The sequence below is a fragment of the Anabaena catenula FACHB-362 genome (assembly GCF_014698735.1).
Taxonomy (GTDB): Bacteria; Cyanobacteriota; Cyanobacteriia; order Cyanobacteriales; family Nostocaceae; genus Anabaena; species Anabaena variabilis_A.
Genome location: NZ_JACJTQ010000051.1, coordinates 20,248 through 38,250, shown reverse-complemented (window position 1 = coordinate 38,250; position 18,003 = coordinate 20,248). Strand labels below are relative to the sequence as shown.

Sequence of the window (18,003 nt, the reverse complement as noted above, 5' to 3'; positions counted from 1 at the left end):
ATTACTGTGGGTTTGATTGTGATAGAGATGTAAATGCTGCTCGTAACTTGAGTCAAGAAGCGGTCAGGTTGACCGTATTAGCCTGTGGACTAGATCGTGCCGACACGGATAGGATGAAGCAGGAAGAAAAAGCTGGCTCTTGTTAGCATTAGTTAGCTTTTTTGTATCGGAAACAGAATAAATAGATTAACTTAATTCAACATCATAGTTCTAGTTCTAGTTGTTGTTCGTTCTCTGGCGTGGGGAAGATTTGGGGAAGTTGATCAATTTGGAAGTACTGGTGAAATTTGGGTGTGACTTGTAATGAGTATGAACGAGAATCACTGTCTCTACGTTTGCGAATGAAACCCAATTCCACAAGTTCGGGAACGTGTTGATATACTCCTGAACCGCGTAGGTTAATTAAGTCAGTTTGGAGTATAGGACTATGGAGAGCGATCGCAGCTAAAGTCCGTAAAGCTCCTACACCTAATTCTACAGGTATCAAAGTTTGTACTAAATCATGAAAATCTGACCGCACTTGCAAACTGTAACCATCGGAGGTTTCTACAACTTCCAAAGCACTATCTCGACGGGCATAATTATCCATGAGTTCAATTATGCCTTCTTCGGCTGTAGAGCGATCGCACGCGGCATACTCGGCAATTTCACTCAAGGACAAAGGTTTACCCTTTAGATAAAGAATAGCTTCTATTTTGATGGCTATAGATATATTTTTAGGCATTTTTAATCAAGAGCTAGTGGGCAGGGAGCAGGGGGGCAGGGGGCGGAGCAGGGGGAAATTGTTTCTCCCCATCTGTGCGTCTGTGCGTCTCCCCATCTCCTCAATCCTCCTCTATTACCTATTACTGAGGATAAATTCTGCGATCGCTAAATCTTGGGGAGTGGTAACTTTCAAATTAGTCTCCTCCCCTGGCACTATATGCACTTCAATACCACATTTTTCAAACAAAGCCGCATCATCCGTGACTTCCCAACCTTGACGTACACCCTCAGCATGACATTGTTTTAACAAATCAACATCAAAACCTTGGGGAGTTTGAGCCGCCCAAAGTTGACTTCGCTCTGGTGTACTTTGAATTATGCCACTTTCATCCACAACTTTAATTGTGTCTTTTACAGGTACAGCAGCAATTAACCCAGGACAATGGCGAATAGCTTCAGCACAAGCATTGAGTAAATCGGGTGTAGCTAGACAACGAGCGCCATCATGAATTAATACTTGTTTAGCATCTGCTGGTAATGCCTGCAAACCATTGTATACTGACTCCTGCCGAGTGGAACCACCAGCAATTAATTTTATGGGTTTAGTTAGTTTTAAATCAGCCATAATTGCTTTTAAGTCTTCCCAGTCATGAGGTTGGGAAATAATTCCTATCCAACTAATAGAGCTTGCTGCTTCTGCGGCCAGCATTGTCCAGGCAATAATCGGTTGTGAGCGTAAATGTAGTAAAAGTTTATTGCGATCAGCACCCATTCGTTTGCCGGTGCCAGCAGATGGAATTAGTAAATACACAACTTTCCTCAATTTTAAAACTGGGGACTAGGGACAAATCAATTCAAATTTCAAATTTCAAATTTCAAAATTAAACGGAACTTCTGCCTCATGGGGACTCCTTTTGCTAACGGATTAACCAATTACGAATTATGAATTACGAATTATCAACTACCCATTACCTATATTCCCCTAAAATAAGGAGCGAGTAAGCTTCCATAAATATTATGCGTGTAGTAGCCCTTGTACCTGGCTCAATTGGCAACCAGATTCTTTTTTTTGCCACTTTAGATGACCTGAAGCGTTATTACCCGAACGCTCAGATAGATGTCATTGTGGAACCCCGGTCAAAGGCTGCCTACCGAGTGAGCAAGTCAGTTCACGAGGTATTGACCTTTGATTACAAAGACCGTAACAGTCTAGCAGATTGGGGTAACTTGGTTGGCACGATACGCGATCGCGAATATGATGTCGCCATTGCTGTTGGACAAAGCTGGTTAGTAAGTTTGTTTCTCTGGTTAACGGGAATTCCCACACGTATTGGTTACAAAGGCAAAGGTGCTGGTTTTCTCACCAACACGATATCAATGAACACATCTCAGTATGTGGCAGCGATGTATCATGACCTGTTGCAACCTTTGGGAATTGACACACCTTGCCCAGAGTTAGCAGTAAATGTACCCAAATCAGATATTGAATGGGCGCAACAAGAGCAAAAACGGCTAGGGGTACATGAAACAGGTTACATCCTAATCTATGGTGGTTCTGGCCAGTTATCCCAAATTGATAATTCAGATACAAGCTATCCTGTAGCAAGTTGGCAGCAAATTATTCAAGATTGCCAACAAAAGCAGCCACAGTTACCAGTAGTGGTGATTAAAGAGGCTGACGATGATAAATTTGTGCGTTCACCGAAGTTGGGCGTAACGCCATCCCTTCTAGAATCTTGTCCAGATATCAAGGTTACTTCCCCCGATAATATTGGCAAGTTGACTGCCATAATTGGCGGAGCGAGTTTAATGATGTCTATCGACAGCACACCACTACAGCTAAGTGTAGCTGTTCAAACTTATACTATCGCTTTACTGGGTTCTATCAATCCAACAGAGTTGTTACCAAAAAGTGATAAATTTCTGGCGATTAAATCCCCTACTGGTAAAACAGCCGATATTTCACCTGCAACCGTTTTAGAAAAAATCTGGGGTGGTTGACTACCCATTTTAGATTTTAGATTTTAGATTTTGGATTTTGGATTCAATCAAAGATCTAAAATCCAAACTTTTCATAATCCATTTCCTACTCCGAATTATTTACTTTGGCATCACCTGAGGTTGGCACTATTAAAAATTAATTTTTTCAATCATCTCAAAGAAAGCATCATCTAACTCATAACCCAGAATTTGTGCTAGAGACTTGAGCCGAAATTGGGTGGGGATACCTTGCCCTTTCAGCCAATCACTTAAAATAAAAATTTTGTGCATCAAAAAAATTTCTAAAGCTTCAGGATTGTACTGTATGCCCTCTTTAGAACTAAACTGATGGGGTACTAACATCGCCGCGTAACGAGCTAATTCTCCCCCTTTCCAATCTAATAAAAATGGTAACCAGGGATACTTGGCATCGAGCCGCACAAACCACAAGCGCACTTCTGGAATTTCTGAAAGCTCCCGTGGATCATTTTTTTCCCGTGTATAGTTAATTTCAAAGGAAAGTAGCTGTTCGTTAGAGGGAATGGCTTTGTCTTCCAGTAGTGGTTCAATGACCGTTAATGCAGGTGACAAATCCAGATTGTTAATAGAGTCGTTATTGAGGCTGATTGTGATTGTCATTGACTGATTGGTCGCTTTTTTGATTGCTCAAAAGTAGAATCGAGAATCCACAGTAACAGCTTTTTGCAATTGATGCTAGAGCATCTGTAGCCTATTTCATACTTTTAGAGCCAAAACCCTTAAATTAGGTAGGTTTATTCGCGTCTGAGTTGCGTAGCAATGGAAGACAACCCAACAAAATCCAGAAAATGTTGGGTTTCTCTATCCTTCTACCCAACCTACAATTATTCTTAATACCAAGGGGATTGGAATATAAATATCAATCGATATCATCAGATTTTGATGGAAATAAGAATTAAAAATCTCCTGTTTTCGTTTAGTATTTCACCAACTTAAAAGAGCTAGATTTAATAATCTGATTCAATCATTTTGTTCCTTTTAATTATAAAAATTATAGGGTAAAAAATATAGGGTAGACAATGCCTACCCTAGCTTAAATTAGCTAATAGATTTATCTTCAGGGTTATAAAAAATATTAACCTAAAAGTTGTTGTTTCAGTGAACTAACTTTCTGAGATAATTCTTGCCGTGTTTCAGATTTGATGAGATAACGGAAAGTAAACCAGATGGTATAACCTAAACCAACTATCTCAAAAATGGGTGCTAACAAGGGTACATCATCAATAGCATCTAGCATTGCTAGGGCTACTTTGACTGTCACAAGGGCAGATAAGATTAAAACAAGGGTGAATAGAGCCTGCTTGTTGTTGTTCAAAACACTACCTAAATAATCAGGTAGTTGCTCTAAAAACTCGAACATTTGTCTGCTAACTCGCTGCCATTGGGCTTCAGGTTCCTTAGCGGGAGGAAGCTTTGGCAAATTTGTCGTTTCTACACCCTCAAGAGCTAACAAATCTTGAGAAGAAACTGAATTAGCTGATCCTGGTTGCTGTTGTTGAGTTTCCATAATGTTTGCCATTTGGCGGCCACAACAGTTTTGATAAGTAACTGGACTTACATTAATATACCAGTCTAGACTCACAATACCCAAGTCGAAAATATTTCTCTTTGGACAGAGAACTTTAGTTAAGCTCTCTGACTCACATCTTGCACCTTCTCAATTAGGGCAATTCTCTTGCCCGCACTACGAAATAATGATTAAAGACTTTTATTTTCGCAATCAGAGAATGGTGTCAGATATCAGGAGAATTAGTGATGCTAACTGTTAACGGCTTCAGTTTGTTGGTTGTATAACATTAGCTTTGACAACTACATTTTTCACTCCCTTAATTTCTTTTGCCAAAGGTTCAATCTTGGCTAACTGCTCTTGCTTGCTCACAGTTCCCGCTACTGTAACTGTACCCTCTTTGGTCGCATTAACTGTTAATGCACCACCAGGAATATTAGCCTCTAATTTAGAACGGACTTCACTTGCCAAGTCGGCAGCGGCTCTATCAGTATCACCACCAGTAGCTAGATTTCGCTCTTCACGAGCGCGGATATCAGAATTGAGTTGTCTTCTGCGGAGTTCACTTTGGGCATCTTCTTGAGCATCTTGTGTGGTTTGTGCAGCCGGACTTGCTGGAACTTCTCCAGCATCAGGTGCAGTGACACTTGTCTTGGAAGTATTATCACAAGCAACACTAAAAAGTAAAACTGAACCAATTAAGAATGAAGTTAGCCTTTTCATGTGTTTAGGTCTTGATATAAGGGTGAAAACGTGAATTCTTGGAGTGAACTAGAAAGGAAATAAGAGCAAAATTTTCATGATCTTGCTCCTGAATAGAATCGGAATTAAACCGCTTTTGTCCGATGATCAACTACAATTACGGGCGGTTCTCCAGGGTGATGACTAGGAAGAGTTTCAGTGTGTTTTACTGGCTCGACACTAGGTTGATATTTGCCGACATCGCGGGCATCATAAATGGCAAATTCTTCAATTCCTAGCCGTTGGAGAATACTTTGAGCTTGGTGTATTTGGGCTTCTGTACCATCAACAATTAATAAGTAATCACCTCTTTGAAAGCGATCGCTATAAATTCGCGCCCGTTCTTCCGGAATTCCTAAACCAACAAGTCCCCCAGCAATACCCCCAACTGCTGCACCTACAGCACCACCAGTTAGGGTTGTGGCCAAAGCTGTAGCTACAGCACCACCTGCGATTACGGGTCCTACTCCGGGAATTGCTAAAGCCCCAAGGCCAACTAATAACCCACCTAATCCACCTAAGGCACCACCTGTAGCTGCTCCAGCTTTTAACCCTTCGTCTGCTTTATTACCTATCCCGGATTTCTCACGGATATTGCCATCTTTAGCAATTAAAGACACTTGGGTCATTGGAAAACCAGCATTTCGTAATTCTCTTAGTGCTGATTCCGCATCTCGCTGATGAGAAAATACCCCTATTGCTCTTCTGGTAGTTTGCACAGGTACAACAGGTACATTTACATCGTGATGAGCAACACCTGTAGTTGGCTGTTCCCTATTCGGCTGATCATAAACTTCAAAGTCTTCAATTCCCCGACGATGAAGAATCTCTCTTGCTCTAGAAAGTTCTGCATCTGTACCATCGATGATAACTAAATAAGCTCCTTCTTCGACTCTTTGGTGATAAGCTCTGGCTCGTTCTTCGGGAATTCCTAAACCAATTAAACCCCCAATTAAGCTACCTGCTACTGCACCAATACCAGCACCAGCGAGAGTTGTGGCTAAGGTGGTTGCTATTCCTCCAGCCAGCATGATTGGCCCAATTCCGGGAATTGCTAAAGTCCCAAGACCAATTAATAAGCCAGTCAATCCACCCACTGCACCACCAGAAATCCCCCCTACTTTTGCGCCTTCGTCAGACTTATCTCCAACTTTCTCTGTGACTTGTGTACCAGCAATCTCGTCTCTGTCATCTCTATCTTTGGCGATAATAGAAACTCTATCCATTGCAAAGCCTGAATTTTTCAATTCATGCAATGCTTGTTCAGCATCACGACGATGGGAGAATACGCCTATAGCACGTCTATGTACACCTATAACCATACTTAATATTCCTCCAGAAATATAAAAGAATTATTCCCGAATTTATTCCAGGCAATAACTCTATTACTACATGGTTTAATTAGGTTTTCATCAATCTATTGGAGGAAGTTACAGTTCTATCATTAGGTATAGATAAACTCTCAATTATGCATTAATAGCAAGATTATAACTTACGTAAAAACTTTCTCTTTCTTTTTATTTAGACCTTTTCTCTGTGTCTTGTGCGTAAATCCTCAAGATAATAATCTAGCCATATTTTTAGACAAAAAGTAGTAATTCTCAGCTTTTATCTGACTGTTAACTAATCCTAACTAATAAATCATTAGATAAATTTAAGTGATGTAGATCACAATAGCCTTGGTTTTGAATCATTGATAAATAATAAAATTATCATCTATATTTTAAGTAGAAGAGTAAGCTATATTTCAATAAAACATCAACATTTAAGTAATGATTGACTGATTGAGGGGGAATTAGACTGACAATGATAGAAAAATTATTATTAGCATCTATTTTAACGTTTAGTTTTAGCTTATTTACTGATATGGGGTTGTATAGTTCCACATATAAGCTCGCTAAAACTACTTCACACCACCAAGAGGCTTTTACTCTGACTCAACGTCGCCAAACCAATGATAAATCTGTATTAGAGGCAGATACGGTAGTCGATTGATTCAGATTACTAATATCATCATAGAAGTATAAATATCAATGTATTACGATTAAGTTCTCATAAGATATATTTTGACACTGAGTATGAAAAGCCAAATTCTATATACAGCAGCATTTTTGTTAACAATCAGCTTACCCGCAACTGCCCAAACATCAAATTATGAAGCTATAAAACAGTTATTAGCAACTAAACAATGTCAAAACTGTAACCTCCGCAATGCAGGTTTAGCCATGTCTGACTTATCAGAAGCTAATTTAAACGGTGCAGATTTGCGGGGTGCAAACCTCAGCCGAGCAAACTTGAGTGGGGCTGATTTGCGGGGTGCAAACTTGACTGGGGCTAGTTTATTTGGTGTGAACTTAAGTGAGGCTAAACTCAGCGGTGCGAATCTCACGGGTGCTAATTTGGGAAATACCTATTTAGTGAATGCAGAATTGAATGATGCTAATCTCCAAGGTACTAACTTCCAAGGTGCAGTTGGTATACCTTCACAAATTGCTAAACCAGAAGAATTTTATGCTTGGGGTGTAGCAGCAGCAGAAAAAGGCAACCTTAAACCGGCTATTGATTATTTTAGCCAAGCGATCGCACTTAAACCAGACTACGCAGGTGCATATTTATCTCGTGGTGTAGCTAGTTACCAAGGCTTAGACCGAAAAAGCGCCTTAGAAGATGCTACAACCGCAGCCAAGCTATTTGAAGAGCAAAAAAATGCTGAGGGAGCGCTAACAGCACAAGCTTTTATTTTGGAACTGAAAACACCTTACACAGAAAACGTCAAACCTAGTAAACCCAGCTTTATGGATTTTGCCGGTAGTGTAGGTTCAGTATTACTCCAGTTTCTTCCTTTTTAGGGTTAAGCTTCCCCGGTCTGAAGACGCGGGGATTTCCGAAGAGTCCATAAAAAGACTTTCTTAGGCTGACTTAGGTTGAGTCGAAGGGGAATAGTTGGGTAAGGTTTGAACGTCATCTGGTGATGCTTCCCCTCGACTCTACCTCCCGGCTGTACACCTATTTAAGCCAAAAATTCTCTTGTTTACAAACTGGAGTGTTTATCATTGTAAGCAGTAACACCTACTTGGCACTTTTTTGTTATAGGAGTGATTGCCATCTGAGTGGATACCCTTCCTGGAGCTTATGCATCCAAGTAGATGATTTGAGTCTGTGCGTTGTTATCCTATTAAAACCATTTTATTTAGAGAACTCCACAAAAAGAAATGCTCGATGTCATTCTGATAGCGCAGCGTGGCGTAAGCCATACGAAACGAAGTGTAGTGAAGAATCCTCCGAGATGCTAGAGCCTCCGGCTCCCGTAAGGGATACGTTTCGCTTTGCTACACTCAGCATGACAAAACAGGATCATTTATTTTGTGGCTTATTCTTAAGAATATACGAGATTAACATGATATGTTGAGGATTATGACTAGGTATCCATTCCTTCTTGTTTATTTTACCTCTATCTGAGCATAATTCATTTGCTCCAATTCTCATGTCATGATGTAATTTAACTATCCTATACTTAGGAAATAATTTAACTAAATGTTCTTCAACTTTGTTTTTACTTTCAATTAGGCACTTTATTTGTGCTTTTTTAGAGTCAGTTTTCAGCACGTCGTATTCGCATATTTTATCTCCTAATTTAGTTAAAATTTTTTCCTCATTCTTCATATTAATAGTGTATATATGTTTATATATATTCTCACTGTTAATAATTCCTACTGGCTTTGCACAAGCCTGGGCATAGGCTTTCATTTTATATGAATCCTGAATAAAAATAGCTACTATGTTAAAAAATAATGTAACTATCGCTAAACTAATGGAATTAATTTTCTTTTGTACTATCATTTTTTCTCTTCTTCCTTTGATAAACAACCTAGTTTTTTCAACCTTAACCAATTTAAACATTTTTCAGCTAAAAATTTCCATCTCTCTGCATCTAGCTTACTACTATTACTTTCGTCACGATATTTAATGCAAGAGTGGTGCCAATATCCGGTTGTTCCGTCCTTTTTTATAGAGTTAATAGATTTATCTGTAGATTTTTCATTGGCTTGGTACTCCTTTACTTGTCCCATTAAACAATAAGGAGAAGCACGTTGTTTATCTATAGCTATGGCCTCATTTAAATACCTTTCAGCCTCTAAATAACGCTTTTGTTCTAGATAAGCCCAGCCGAGATTTTTATTTAGTGCATATTTTAAGTCTCGATCTTCAATTTTTCTATTTAAAGCTTCATCTAATAATCCAATAGCTTTATCATAATCTTTATCTAAAATATATAAACGCGATAGACTGTTATACGCGTTTATATAATCTCCTTGCATCGCTAAACTATATTCTGTACGAGCGCGTTCAAAATCTTGTAATTTCTCATAAATTTGTCCAAGCTTATAGTGAGAACTCCAATCTTCAGAATTTAATTTTATAGCTCTGTTATAGTATATTTGAGCTTTGGCTAGATTTCTTTTACCACGTTGTTCATCTGCTTCTCCTCTGTAATAATGACCAATCGTAGGTAGAGAGACGCGGAAGACGATTAAAGAGAGAAAAAGTAATGCAGCAATCCCAAATTTAAATTCAACTTGAAAGTGTTTAGGTATCTTCAGCCTTATAAGAATGCGTTCAACTGCTTCTTGTCCTGCTTTAGTTAATGCGCCTCCAGCTGCTATTAAAGTCAATATGCTTTGAGTTGTAATTGTAAAAGCTCCGAATGTGTCTGGAACACCAGTCAGAATGCGAGAAGAAATATCAACCACCAAGCTAACGCTTGCAGTTAGGCATATGATACTGCCAGCACTATAAACCCAATCCCTTCTGTCGTGTTTATGTGGTGGTGGTTCAAGAAGCCACCACCAAGCATCAGTCGAAGGACATAGACTAACACGCCAATCGGATAATTGAACTGATGTGGTGATTACTTCAGTTTGTTTCTTCAAACGTTCATCTAATATGAAGAGTTCTATCAGATGAGAGCTTTGATAATTCTGAGTTTTATCACTAATTAATATATGAATTTCATCACGCGCTTTTAGTAATTCTAGAATTTCTGATTGAGAAGGATTATTAGCTGTCTCAATTGTTGTTAAAGCCTTATTATAACGTTCAATAGCGACTTTTAAAATAGAATTTTCATCGGCTCGCATACATTTTATCTTCACATTGAAGTTTCATCAAAACTAACGTAATAAATACTGACGTATTTAAGTGTAAAATATAATAAGTAATAATCAGCAGCTTATAGAAGCAAAACAGAGTATAACCGTGATAATTATAGCTTAAATAAGTGAAAGAGCTGCACTATTGTACCTAATAACAAGCTACAGCGATAAAGTAGCGTAGGTGTCGTAGTTCCATATTTATGATACTTTATAAGTCTCAATTTCCAATAAATATATATTGGACATCTCAAAAAAGTATACATATCATACTCGTACAGAGATTTAATTGAGATAAGAGTAATGAGTGAAAAAACAATGCCAGAAAATTTAAAGAGTAAAGTTGTTACGCAAGGTGTGCAGCGATCGCCAAATCGGGCTATGCTGCGAGCAGTTGGTTTCAAAGATGAAGATTTCAACAAAGCTATTGTCGGTATTGCCAACGGTTACAGCACCATCACCCCCTGTAACATGGGGATTAATCAACTGGCACAAAGGGCAGAAAGTAGCGTCAAAAATGCCGGTGCAATGCCCCAAATCTTCGGTACTATTACGATTAGTGATGGGATTTCAATGGGAACCGAAGGGATGAAATATTCCCTCGTGTCGCGGGAAGTAATTGCGGATTCCATTGAAACTGCCTGTACAGGGCAAAGTATGGATGGTGTCCTGGCTATAGGTGGTTGTGATAAAAATATGCCAGGGGCAATGTTAGCGATCGCCCGCATGAATATCCCAGCTATCTTTGTTTATGGTGGCACAATCAAACCCGGACATTATAACGGTAAAGATTTAACCGTTGTCAGTTCCTTTGAAGCCGTTGGTCAATACAGCGCTGGTAAAATTGACGAAGCAGAACTATTAGCAGTCGAAACTCGCGCTTGTCCTGGTGCTGGTTCATGTGGGGGAATGTTCACAGCCAATACCATGTCTTCAGCATTTGAAGCATTGGGCATGAGTTTACCTTATTCCTCGACAATGGCCGCCGAAGATGCGGAAAAAGCAGATAGCACTGAAAAATCTGCCTTTGTCTTAGTCGAAGCCATTCGTAAGCAGATATTACCCCGGCAAATTATCACCCGCAAATCTATCGAAAATGCTATTTCGGTAATTATGGCTGTTGGTGGTTCCACCAATGCAGTTTTACATTTTCTAGCGATCGCTCGCGCAGCTGGTGTAGAACTAAATTTAGACGACTTTGAAACTATTCGCGGACGTGTGCCTGTATTGTGTGATTTAAAACCTAGCGGTAAATATGTCGCCACGGACTTACACAAAGCTGGTGGTATTCCCCAAGTCATGAAAATGCTATTAGCCCATGACTTATTACATGGTGACTGTATAACAATTAGTGGTGAAACCATAGCCGAAGTTTTAGCAGACATACCAGTAGAACCACGCAGCGATCAAGATGTAATTCGTCCTTGGGATAACCCAATGTATGCCCAAGGACACCTAGCCATTCTCAAAGGCAACTTAGCCACAGAAGGTGCAGTTGCCAAAATTACAGGCGTGAAAAAGCCCATCATTACCGGGCCAGCTAGGGTATTTGAATCTGAGGAATCTTGCTTAGATGCGATTTTGGCAGGTAAAATCAAAGCCGGTGACGTGATTATTATTCGTTACGAAGGCCCCAAAGGCGGACCCGGAATGCGAGAAATGCTGGCTCCCACCTCAGCAATTATCGGTGCTGGTTTAGGAGATGCAGTGGGCTTAATTACCGACGGACGCTTTTCGGGTGGTACTTACGGGATGGTAGTTGGACACGTAGCCCCAGAAGCAGCAGTGGGAGGAAATATCGCCCTAGTAGAAGAAGGTGATAGTATCACAATTGACGCTAATGCTCGCCTGTTGCAAGTGAATGTATCAGACGTAGAACTAGCTAGTCGTCGTGCCAACTGGAAACCTCCCGCACCCCGTTATACTCAAGGCGTTTTGGCAAAATATGCCAAATTAGTAGCTTCTAGTAGTGTCGGTGCAGTCACAGATTTGGACTTATTTGCTAATTAGGGCTGGCTGAATAAACGCAAAAATACTAATAGATAAGGCTTTCAGACTCTTTGATGTGAAAAACCTGGCACTTTTTCCAGGAGGAGTTTCAAAAAGAAAGCATTTTTAGCGGACTGGGAGGAAAATTTACCGATAGCAAATGGTTGAAACTATTCCCTATTCCCTATTCCCTATTCCCTGTCTTCACGAAAAGACTTTTTCCGCAAACCCTAATTAGACATAGGAGAATAAAAAATAGACTTTTCAAAGCCTCTCTCCCTGTGGGGGAGAGGTTGGGAGAGGGGTTTTTAGGTAAACTTTATTATTTTGCAAACTTCCTCCAAGAGGATATATAAAAAACCAAGAGTGTCCAAACCGCATGGTATAAATTTGTTTATTTTCCCAAGATATATCTAAAGATAGATTGCAGGTTAAGCTTAAGCTCAGGCTATATTTGCTATAACAGTAAACAAAGAAATATAAGCAATCATTGTATAGTAAAAAATAACAAACTTATTAAAATTTGCGGATATGACCATTTCCTCAGCAGGATTAGATTGACGTGATTGGTTCAGATATAAAGCTTAATTTATTCGCTCGTCAACTCTCAGTGAAACTGGGAATTATCACTGCTTTTATTGGTTTTTCTGTTTTAATAGCATGGATCTTTAATCTGCCAGTCCTCAAGAGTGTGCTGCCAGGACTAGTGACAATGAAAGTTAACTCTGCTTTAGGGTTTATTTTCAGTGGAACTTCCCTTTGGTTTTGGCATCAGCCTCGTCAACAGAAACTATTTCCACCTCAATTACTATCCCAATTTTTGGCAGTTATTGTCACGTTGATTGGTTTATTGACACTCATTCAGTATGGCTTCAACATTAATTTAAGAATTGATGAATTACTGATTAAGGAATCGATAAATGCTGTTGCCACTTTTAGTCCAGGAAGGATGGCATTAAGTACAGCCCTTTGCTTGTTTTGGATAGGGTTAGCCCTAATTTTTTTGTCAAAACGAATGATTAGCATTGCCCAAGGGTTAGCTTTAGGAAGCTTTTTAATAGCCCTGTTGGGATTGTTAGGCTACGTATTTAGAATTAGTGTATTTTATTACTTGATGCCGGTTACGGCTATGGCACTACATACAAGTGTAGGTTTGATATTGCTGGGGCTAGGGGTTTTATTGGCTTGTCCTGAAGGGGGTTGGATGAAGGTGGTGATGAGTCCTTACTTGGGTGGAGTCATTATTCGTAGCCTCTTACCAGTGATTATTGGCACTCCTGTTTTGAATACAGCATTATTTATGTTAGCCCATCGAAACAATCTACTTCCACCAGAAGCTGGATTTGTAATCAGAGCAATTGTGAATATCTTTATGCTAGGTGGAGTAGTTTGGTGGAATGCTAAATATCTTAATGCAATTGATCAAAAACAACAGGAATATCAACAGGCACTGAAAGAAAGTAATGAAAATTTAGAAGTACGAGTTCAGAAGCGCACAGCCCAATTAGAGGCTGCAAATAATGCTTTGAATGAAAGCCGTTTTAAATTAAGTAATCTAATCAATACCTTGCCAGGAATTGTTTTTTGTCGTCATGAAAATGTAAATTGGGCAGTTCAGGATGTGAGTGATGGTTGTTTAGCCGTCACAGGCTATAGCAAAGAAGAATTATGTGGTCTTGAGGATTGCAAGTTTCAAAATTTGATTGTGGTGGAGGATTTACCTAAAATTGCAGCGGCGATTCAAACAGCGATTCCTAGGTCGCGCTTTCCTGCGGAACACTACGTGAACGCTATCGCTGACAATATTTTCTACCAAGTCGAGTATCGCATTCATAGCAAATTAGGTGAAGAGAAATGGTTATGGGAAAAAGGCATCGCCACCGCCGTTGATGGGCAATTACAAACCATTCAAGGCTTTATCACTGAGATCACATCCCTCAAACAAACACAAGAAGCTCTGAGCAACAGTGAAGAACGCTGGCGATTGGCAACAAGTGCCGCCCTAGATGCTATATGGGAATGGGATGCTGCCAGCAATATGACCACATTCTCTGAACGTTGGTTTAGCTTATTAGGAGAAAAACCCCAAAGTTTCACCATAACTAGATCAGAATGGGCTAATCGTCTTCATCCCGATGACTACGAACGGGTAATCAAGTCTGTGGAAAATCATTTGCTCAACAAAACTCCCAAATATCACAGTGAATATCGGGTTCGTCATCAAGATGGTAGCTATAAATGGGTTGCATCTCAAGCAATTGCTCAGTGGGATGAACAAGGTAATCCGATTCGCATGATAGGGTCAATTGCAGATATTACTGAACGCAAGCAGACAGAAGAAGCTCTGCGTGAGAGTGAGTCGAAGTTTCGGGAATTAGCGGAAAATATTCATGAGGTTTTTCATATCAACTCAGCAGACTTAAGTGAGATTTTATATGTCAGCCCTGGCTATGAGGAAGTTTGGGGGCAGAGTTGTGAAAGCTTATACCGAAACCCAGAATCTTGGCATGAGTCTATCCACCCAGAAGATGGCGATCGCATTTTGGCAGCTTGCGCCCGTCTGATTCAAGGTGAACCACTACAGCAGGAATATCGGATTATTCGTCCCAGTGGGGAAATTTTTTGGATTTTTGCACGTGTTTTTCCTATTTACAGCCTATCTGGGGAAATATTACGCCATGTGGGTATTGCGGCAAATATCACCGAACGTAAACAAGCAGAACAGAAAATTTGGGAACTCAATCAGCAATTAGAGATGCGAGTCCAGCAACGCACCGCAGAACTTACCGCTGCTAACAAAGAACTAGAATCATTTTCTTACTCTGTTTCCCATGATTTACGTTCTCCTCTACGCGGTATTGATGGCTTTAGCAAAGCATTACTAGAGCGATATGAAGATCAATTAGATGAGAAAGGCAAGCATTATCTAACTCGTATCCGTAGTGGAACACAGCGAATGGGAGAACTGATTGATAATTTGCTGCAACTCTCACGGGTAACTCGTAGTCAGATGCGACCTACTCAAGTTAATCTGAGTGCGATCGCTCACGAAATCGCCCAAGAACTCAGTGAAAGCAATCCAGAACGCCAAGTAAATTGGCTCATTTCCCCCGATTTGATTGTCAGCGGCGATCATCAACTTTTACGGATTATTCTGGAAAACCTCCTCAACAATGCCTGGAAATTTACCTCAGTCAAAATTCAGTCAAACATTGAGCTAAGTTGTATGAACTGTCAAAGAAACAATACTTCTTTATTAGCCTATTTTGTACGTGATAATGGAGTTGGCTTTGATGCTGCTTATGCTAATAAGCTATTTCAACCATTTCAACGCCTCCATACGGTGGAAGAATTTCCTGGCACAGGTATTGGTTTAGCAACTGTGCAAAGAATTATTCACCGTCACGGAGGTGATGTATGGGCAGAAAGTTTGGTTGGGGAAGGAGCAACTTTTTACTTTACACTACATCCTTAACCTTAATGTTTTAAAATCCTGATCACAGTTATAAACTGGAGAAATTTTTTCAATTAATGCCTTTCAATTGAGCGAATTTATGGCTTATAGAACTGCAATTAATCTTTTTTCCCAATCATCAGTTGTAGTTCTCCGAGTAAAAATAATGAGTGAATTCTACAATTAATAGAAAACATAAGGTATAATCCAAAAGAACATGAGAGCAACAAATACACTACTTATTGTTGAGGACAACCCTGATGATGTAGAGTTAACACTACTAGCATTTGAAAAATCAGTACTGCAAGAAAATATTGTCATCGCTAGAGATGGGGTTGAAGCCATCAACTATTTATTTTCAAATAATTCAAGTTCAGATCCCTTACCGGATTTGATTTTGCTAGATTTGCAGCTACCTCGAATCAATGGCTTGGAAGTTCTCCGGCAAATTCGATCTAATTCTCGAACTCGATTGTTACCTATTGTGATTTTGACGACCTCTCATGAAGAGAGTGATCGGCTTCAAGGCTATGGTTTGGGTTGCAACAGTTATATCCGCAAACCTGTTGATTATGATGAATTTGTAAATGTCATACAACAGCTAGGAAAGTACTGGTTAGTTTTAAACAGTCCTCCTCCCAATACCTAATAAACCTAATTATTATGAATAATAAAATCAAAGCTCTGATTGTTGAAGACAACCGAGATGATGCCGAACTGCTTGTATTAGAGTTAGAACGTGCAAATTACGAAGTAGTTTATCAACAGGTTGACACATATGAAGCAATGGCAGAAGCTCTTGATACTCATGAATGGGATGTCATTCTCACAGATTATTCCATGCCTCTGTTTAGTGCGAACAAGGCACTTGAACTAGTCAAGCAGCGTCAACTTGATATTCCTTTTATTGTAGTTTCTGGTTCCATTGGTGAGGAAACAGCCATTGATTTAATGATATCTGGAGCGCACGATTATTTACTCAAGCAAAATCTCACTCGACTGATTCCAGCTATTACTCGTGAATTGCGAGAAGCCCAGATGCGAAGTGAACACAAGCAAGCATTGGAAAGAGTTAAATTTTTAGCTTTTTATGATGAATTAACTAACTTACCTAATCGTCATGCTTTCTTAAATATATTACAGGAATATCTTCAGGATGACCATATATTTGCAGTAGTTTTTTTAGATATTGACCAATATCGAAAGATTAAATATGGCTTTGGGCATAATAAAAGTGAACAACTACTTATTGAAGTAGGAAAACGTCTGCAAGACACTTTACGTCCTGGTGATTATTTAGCACGAATAGGAAAAGATGAATTTGCACTACTGCTAAAAAATTTCTGTCATGTCAGTGAGGCAGAAGCCATAGGCAACAAGGTGCATCAAGTACTTGATCCTCCTTTCGATTTGGAAGGCTTCTTAATTTATGCGTCAATTACTATTGGTATAGTCCATTCTTCAATGGATTTTAAAGAAGCAGAAGAGTTTTTGCGGGCAGCAGAAATTGCCAATTACACTGCAAAGGAACAGGGATTAAAATATCCCACAGTTGTGTACAATCGCAGTATGCAAACGGAAGCATCAAATCGGTTACAGATGGAAACTGATTTGAGAAAAGCGATTAGCAATCAGGAGTTACAACTTTTCTATCAGCCAATCTTTTCCCTAAATCCTAACCGAGTAGTCGGTTTTGAAGCACTAATACGCTGGAAACATCCTGAACAAGGATGGATATCACCCGATGAATTTATTCCCTTAGCGGAACAAACGGGGCTGATTATTCCCCTTGGTGATTGGATTTTAGAAGCAGCTTGCCAACAATTAACTATCTGGAAAAGTCAGTTAGCAGATTATCTACCTTTGAGTGTGGCAGTAAATTTATCAGGAGTTCAATTAAATGAACCAGAATTAGTACCAAAAATTATCCATCAATATGAATCGCTGAATTTGGATCAGTTAAAGCTGAAACTGGAAATTACAGAAAGTACGCTGATGCATAATACACAAACAATCATTTCCAGTTTGGAAGCATTTCGAGCAGCGGGTATTCAGATTAGCCTTGATGATTTTGGTACTGGTTATTCTTCCTTATCTTATTTGCACGGTTTGCCCATCGATACCGTAAAAATCGATCGCTCTTTTGTATCTCGTATCCAGAAAAATGAGCGAAACTTGGGAATATTGCAAGCGATAATTACCTTAGCCCACACTCTAAACTTAGATATAGTTGCCGAAGGGATAGAGACAGTTGAACAACGTGATAAATTGCGATCGCTAGGCTGCAATTATGGACAAGGCTATTTATTCTCTAAACCTATGCCAGCATCTCTAGTCAAGGACTGGCTTCAAAGAACCACAAGAGAATTCAGTGTTTCTTTAGTACCTATTATCCCCAATAATAGTAGATTAAGCCTCAAAGCCTGATAAAATCTACA

Annotated in this window: 15 protein-coding genes; 7 read left to right on the top strand and 8 right to left on the bottom strand. The window is 39.5% G+C overall.

Annotation, left to right across the window (positions count from 1 at the left end):
* Positions 1 to 202: 202 nt before the first annotated feature.
* Both scpB and ispD read right to left on the bottom strand, forming a co-directional pair.
* Positions 203 to 724: an SMC-Scp complex subunit ScpB gene (gene scpB, locus H6G68_RS22880; protein ID WP_190908707.1), complete on the bottom strand. Its 522-nt coding sequence runs from the start codon at positions 722 to 724 to the stop codon at positions 203 to 205.
* A 114-nt stretch (positions 725 to 838) separates the two neighbouring features.
* Entirely contained in the window at positions 839 to 1,516 is a 678-nt protein-coding gene (ispD, locus tag H6G68_RS22875; protein WP_190908706.1) for a 2-C-methyl-D-erythritol 4-phosphate cytidylyltransferase, read from the bottom strand.
* A gap of 206 nt (positions 1,517 to 1,722) precedes the next feature.
* Here ispD and H6G68_RS22870 point away from each other — a divergent pair, with 206 nt between their 5' ends.
* Positions 1,723 to 2,706, top strand: coding sequence for a glycosyltransferase family 9 protein (locus tag H6G68_RS22870; RefSeq protein WP_190908705.1), 984 nt, complete (start codon positions 1,723 to 1,725; stop codon positions 2,704 to 2,706).
* Between the two features lie 129 nt (positions 2,707 to 2,835).
* Here the strand turns inward: H6G68_RS22870 and H6G68_RS22865 are convergent, their stop codons facing one another.
* The 4 genes from H6G68_RS22865 to H6G68_RS22850 form a co-directional block, all read right to left on the bottom strand.
* Positions 2,836 to 3,324 carry a CRR6 family NdhI maturation factor gene (locus H6G68_RS22865; protein ID WP_190908704.1) on the bottom strand — a complete coding sequence of 163 codons (489 nt, stop codon included), beginning with the start codon at positions 3,322 to 3,324 and terminating at the stop codon, positions 2,836 to 2,838.
* 475 nt (positions 3,325 to 3,799) lie between these two features.
* Positions 3,800 to 4,243: a CAAD domain-containing protein gene (locus H6G68_RS22860; protein WP_242045362.1), complete on the bottom strand. Its 444-nt coding sequence runs from the start codon at positions 4,241 to 4,243 to the stop codon at positions 3,800 to 3,802.
* A 255-nt stretch (positions 4,244 to 4,498) separates the two neighbouring features.
* The gene (locus H6G68_RS22855) at positions 4,499 to 4,954 is read right to left on the bottom strand and encodes a BON domain-containing protein (protein WP_190908703.1); all 456 of its coding nucleotides are present in this window, start codon (positions 4,952 to 4,954) and stop codon (positions 4,499 to 4,501) included.
* Positions 4,955 to 5,058: 104 nt separating this feature from the next.
* Entirely contained in the window at positions 5,059 to 6,294 is a 1,236-nt protein-coding gene (locus tag H6G68_RS22850; protein WP_190908702.1) for a general stress protein, read from the bottom strand.
* 484 nt (positions 6,295 to 6,778) lie between these two features.
* Here H6G68_RS22850 and H6G68_RS22845 point away from each other — a divergent pair, with 484 nt between their 5' ends.
* A complete protein-coding gene (locus tag H6G68_RS22845) occupies positions 6,779 to 6,967 on the top strand; it encodes a hypothetical protein (RefSeq protein WP_190908701.1) in 189 nt (62 codons plus the stop codon).
* Positions 6,968 to 7,050: 83 nt separating this feature from the next.
* The gene (locus H6G68_RS22840; RefSeq protein WP_190908700.1) at positions 7,051 to 7,821 is read left to right on the top strand and encodes a pentapeptide repeat-containing protein; all 771 of its coding nucleotides are present in this window, start codon (positions 7,051 to 7,053) and stop codon (positions 7,819 to 7,821) included.
* A 505-nt stretch (positions 7,822 to 8,326) separates the two neighbouring features.
* Here the strand turns inward: H6G68_RS22840 and H6G68_RS22835 are convergent.
* Together H6G68_RS22835 and H6G68_RS22830 are read right to left on the bottom strand one after the other, a co-directional pair.
* Positions 8,327 to 8,812, bottom strand: coding sequence for a hypothetical protein (locus tag H6G68_RS22835; protein ID WP_190908699.1), 486 nt, complete (start codon positions 8,810 to 8,812; stop codon positions 8,327 to 8,329).
* A complete protein-coding gene (locus tag H6G68_RS22830) occupies positions 8,809 to 10,110 on the bottom strand; it encodes a tetratricopeptide repeat protein (RefSeq protein ID WP_190908698.1) in 1,302 nt (433 codons plus the stop codon). The genes H6G68_RS22835 and H6G68_RS22830 overlap by 4 nt, the downstream gene beginning before the upstream one ends.
* A 330-nt stretch (positions 10,111 to 10,440) precedes the next feature.
* Here H6G68_RS22830 and ilvD point away from each other — a divergent pair, with 330 nt between their 5' ends.
* The 4 genes from ilvD to H6G68_RS22810 all read left to right on the top strand — a co-directional run bounded on the left by ilvD (position 10,441) and on the right by H6G68_RS22810 (position 17,992).
* A complete protein-coding gene (ilvD, locus tag H6G68_RS22825) occupies positions 10,441 to 12,132 on the top strand; it encodes a dihydroxy-acid dehydratase (protein ID WP_190908711.1) in 1,692 nt (563 codons plus the stop codon).
* Positions 12,133 to 12,673: 541 nt separating this feature from the next.
* Complete coding sequence (locus H6G68_RS22820) at positions 12,674 to 15,586, top strand: PAS domain-containing protein (RefSeq protein WP_190908697.1); 2,913 nt, start codon at positions 12,674 to 12,676, stop codon at positions 15,584 to 15,586.
* A 196-nt stretch (positions 15,587 to 15,782) separates the two neighbouring features.
* Positions 15,783 to 16,214: a response regulator gene (locus H6G68_RS22815; protein WP_190908696.1), complete on the top strand. Its 432-nt coding sequence runs from the start codon at positions 15,783 to 15,785 to the stop codon at positions 16,212 to 16,214.
* A 14-nt stretch (positions 16,215 to 16,228) separates the two neighbouring features.
* Positions 16,229 to 17,992 carry a putative bifunctional diguanylate cyclase/phosphodiesterase gene (locus H6G68_RS22810; RefSeq protein ID WP_190908695.1) on the top strand — a complete coding sequence of 588 codons (1,764 nt, stop codon included), beginning with the start codon at positions 16,229 to 16,231 and terminating at the stop codon, positions 17,990 to 17,992.
* The last annotated feature ends 11 nt before the right edge of the window (positions 17,993 to 18,003 follow it).

What these genes read in the sequence shown, in the direction of transcription:
- scpB (WP_190908707.1), bottom strand. Translation starts at nt 724, where the DNA reads ATGCCTAAAAATATATCTATAGCCATCAAAATAGAAGCTATTCTTTAT.
- H6G68_RS22835 (WP_190908699.1), bottom strand. Translation starts at nt 8,812, where the DNA reads ATGATAGTACAAAAGAAAATTAATTCCATTAGTTTAGCGATAGTTACA.
- H6G68_RS22860 (WP_242045362.1), bottom strand. Translation starts at nt 4,243, where the DNA reads ATGGCAAACATTATGGAAACTCAACAACAGCAACCAGGATCAGCTAAT.
- H6G68_RS22810 (WP_190908695.1), top strand. Translation starts at nt 16,229, where the DNA reads ATGAATAATAAAATCAAAGCTCTGATTGTTGAAGACAACCGAGATGAT.
- H6G68_RS22870 (WP_190908705.1), top strand. Translation starts at nt 1,723, where the DNA reads ATGCGTGTAGTAGCCCTTGTACCTGGCTCAATTGGCAACCAGATTCTT.
- H6G68_RS22865 (WP_190908704.1), bottom strand. Translation starts at nt 3,324, where the DNA reads ATGACAATCACAATCAGCCTCAATAACGACTCTATTAACAATCTGGAT.
- H6G68_RS22855 (WP_190908703.1), bottom strand. Translation starts at nt 4,954, where the DNA reads ATGAAAAGGCTAACTTCATTCTTAATTGGTTCAGTTTTACTTTTTAGT.
- H6G68_RS22830 (WP_190908698.1), bottom strand. Translation starts at nt 10,110, where the DNA reads ATGCGAGCCGATGAAAATTCTATTTTAAAAGTCGCTATTGAACGTTAT.
- H6G68_RS22840 (WP_190908700.1), top strand. Translation starts at nt 7,051, where the DNA reads ATGAAAAGCCAAATTCTATATACAGCAGCATTTTTGTTAACAATCAGC.
- H6G68_RS22815 (WP_190908696.1), top strand. Translation starts at nt 15,783, where the DNA reads ATGAGAGCAACAAATACACTACTTATTGTTGAGGACAACCCTGATGAT.
- H6G68_RS22845 (WP_190908701.1), top strand. Translation starts at nt 6,779, where the DNA reads ATGATAGAAAAATTATTATTAGCATCTATTTTAACGTTTAGTTTTAGC.
- H6G68_RS22850 (WP_190908702.1), bottom strand. Translation starts at nt 6,294, where the DNA reads ATGGTTATAGGTGTACATAGACGTGCTATAGGCGTATTCTCCCATCGT.
- ilvD (WP_190908711.1), top strand. Translation starts at nt 10,441, where the DNA reads ATGCCAGAAAATTTAAAGAGTAAAGTTGTTACGCAAGGTGTGCAGCGA.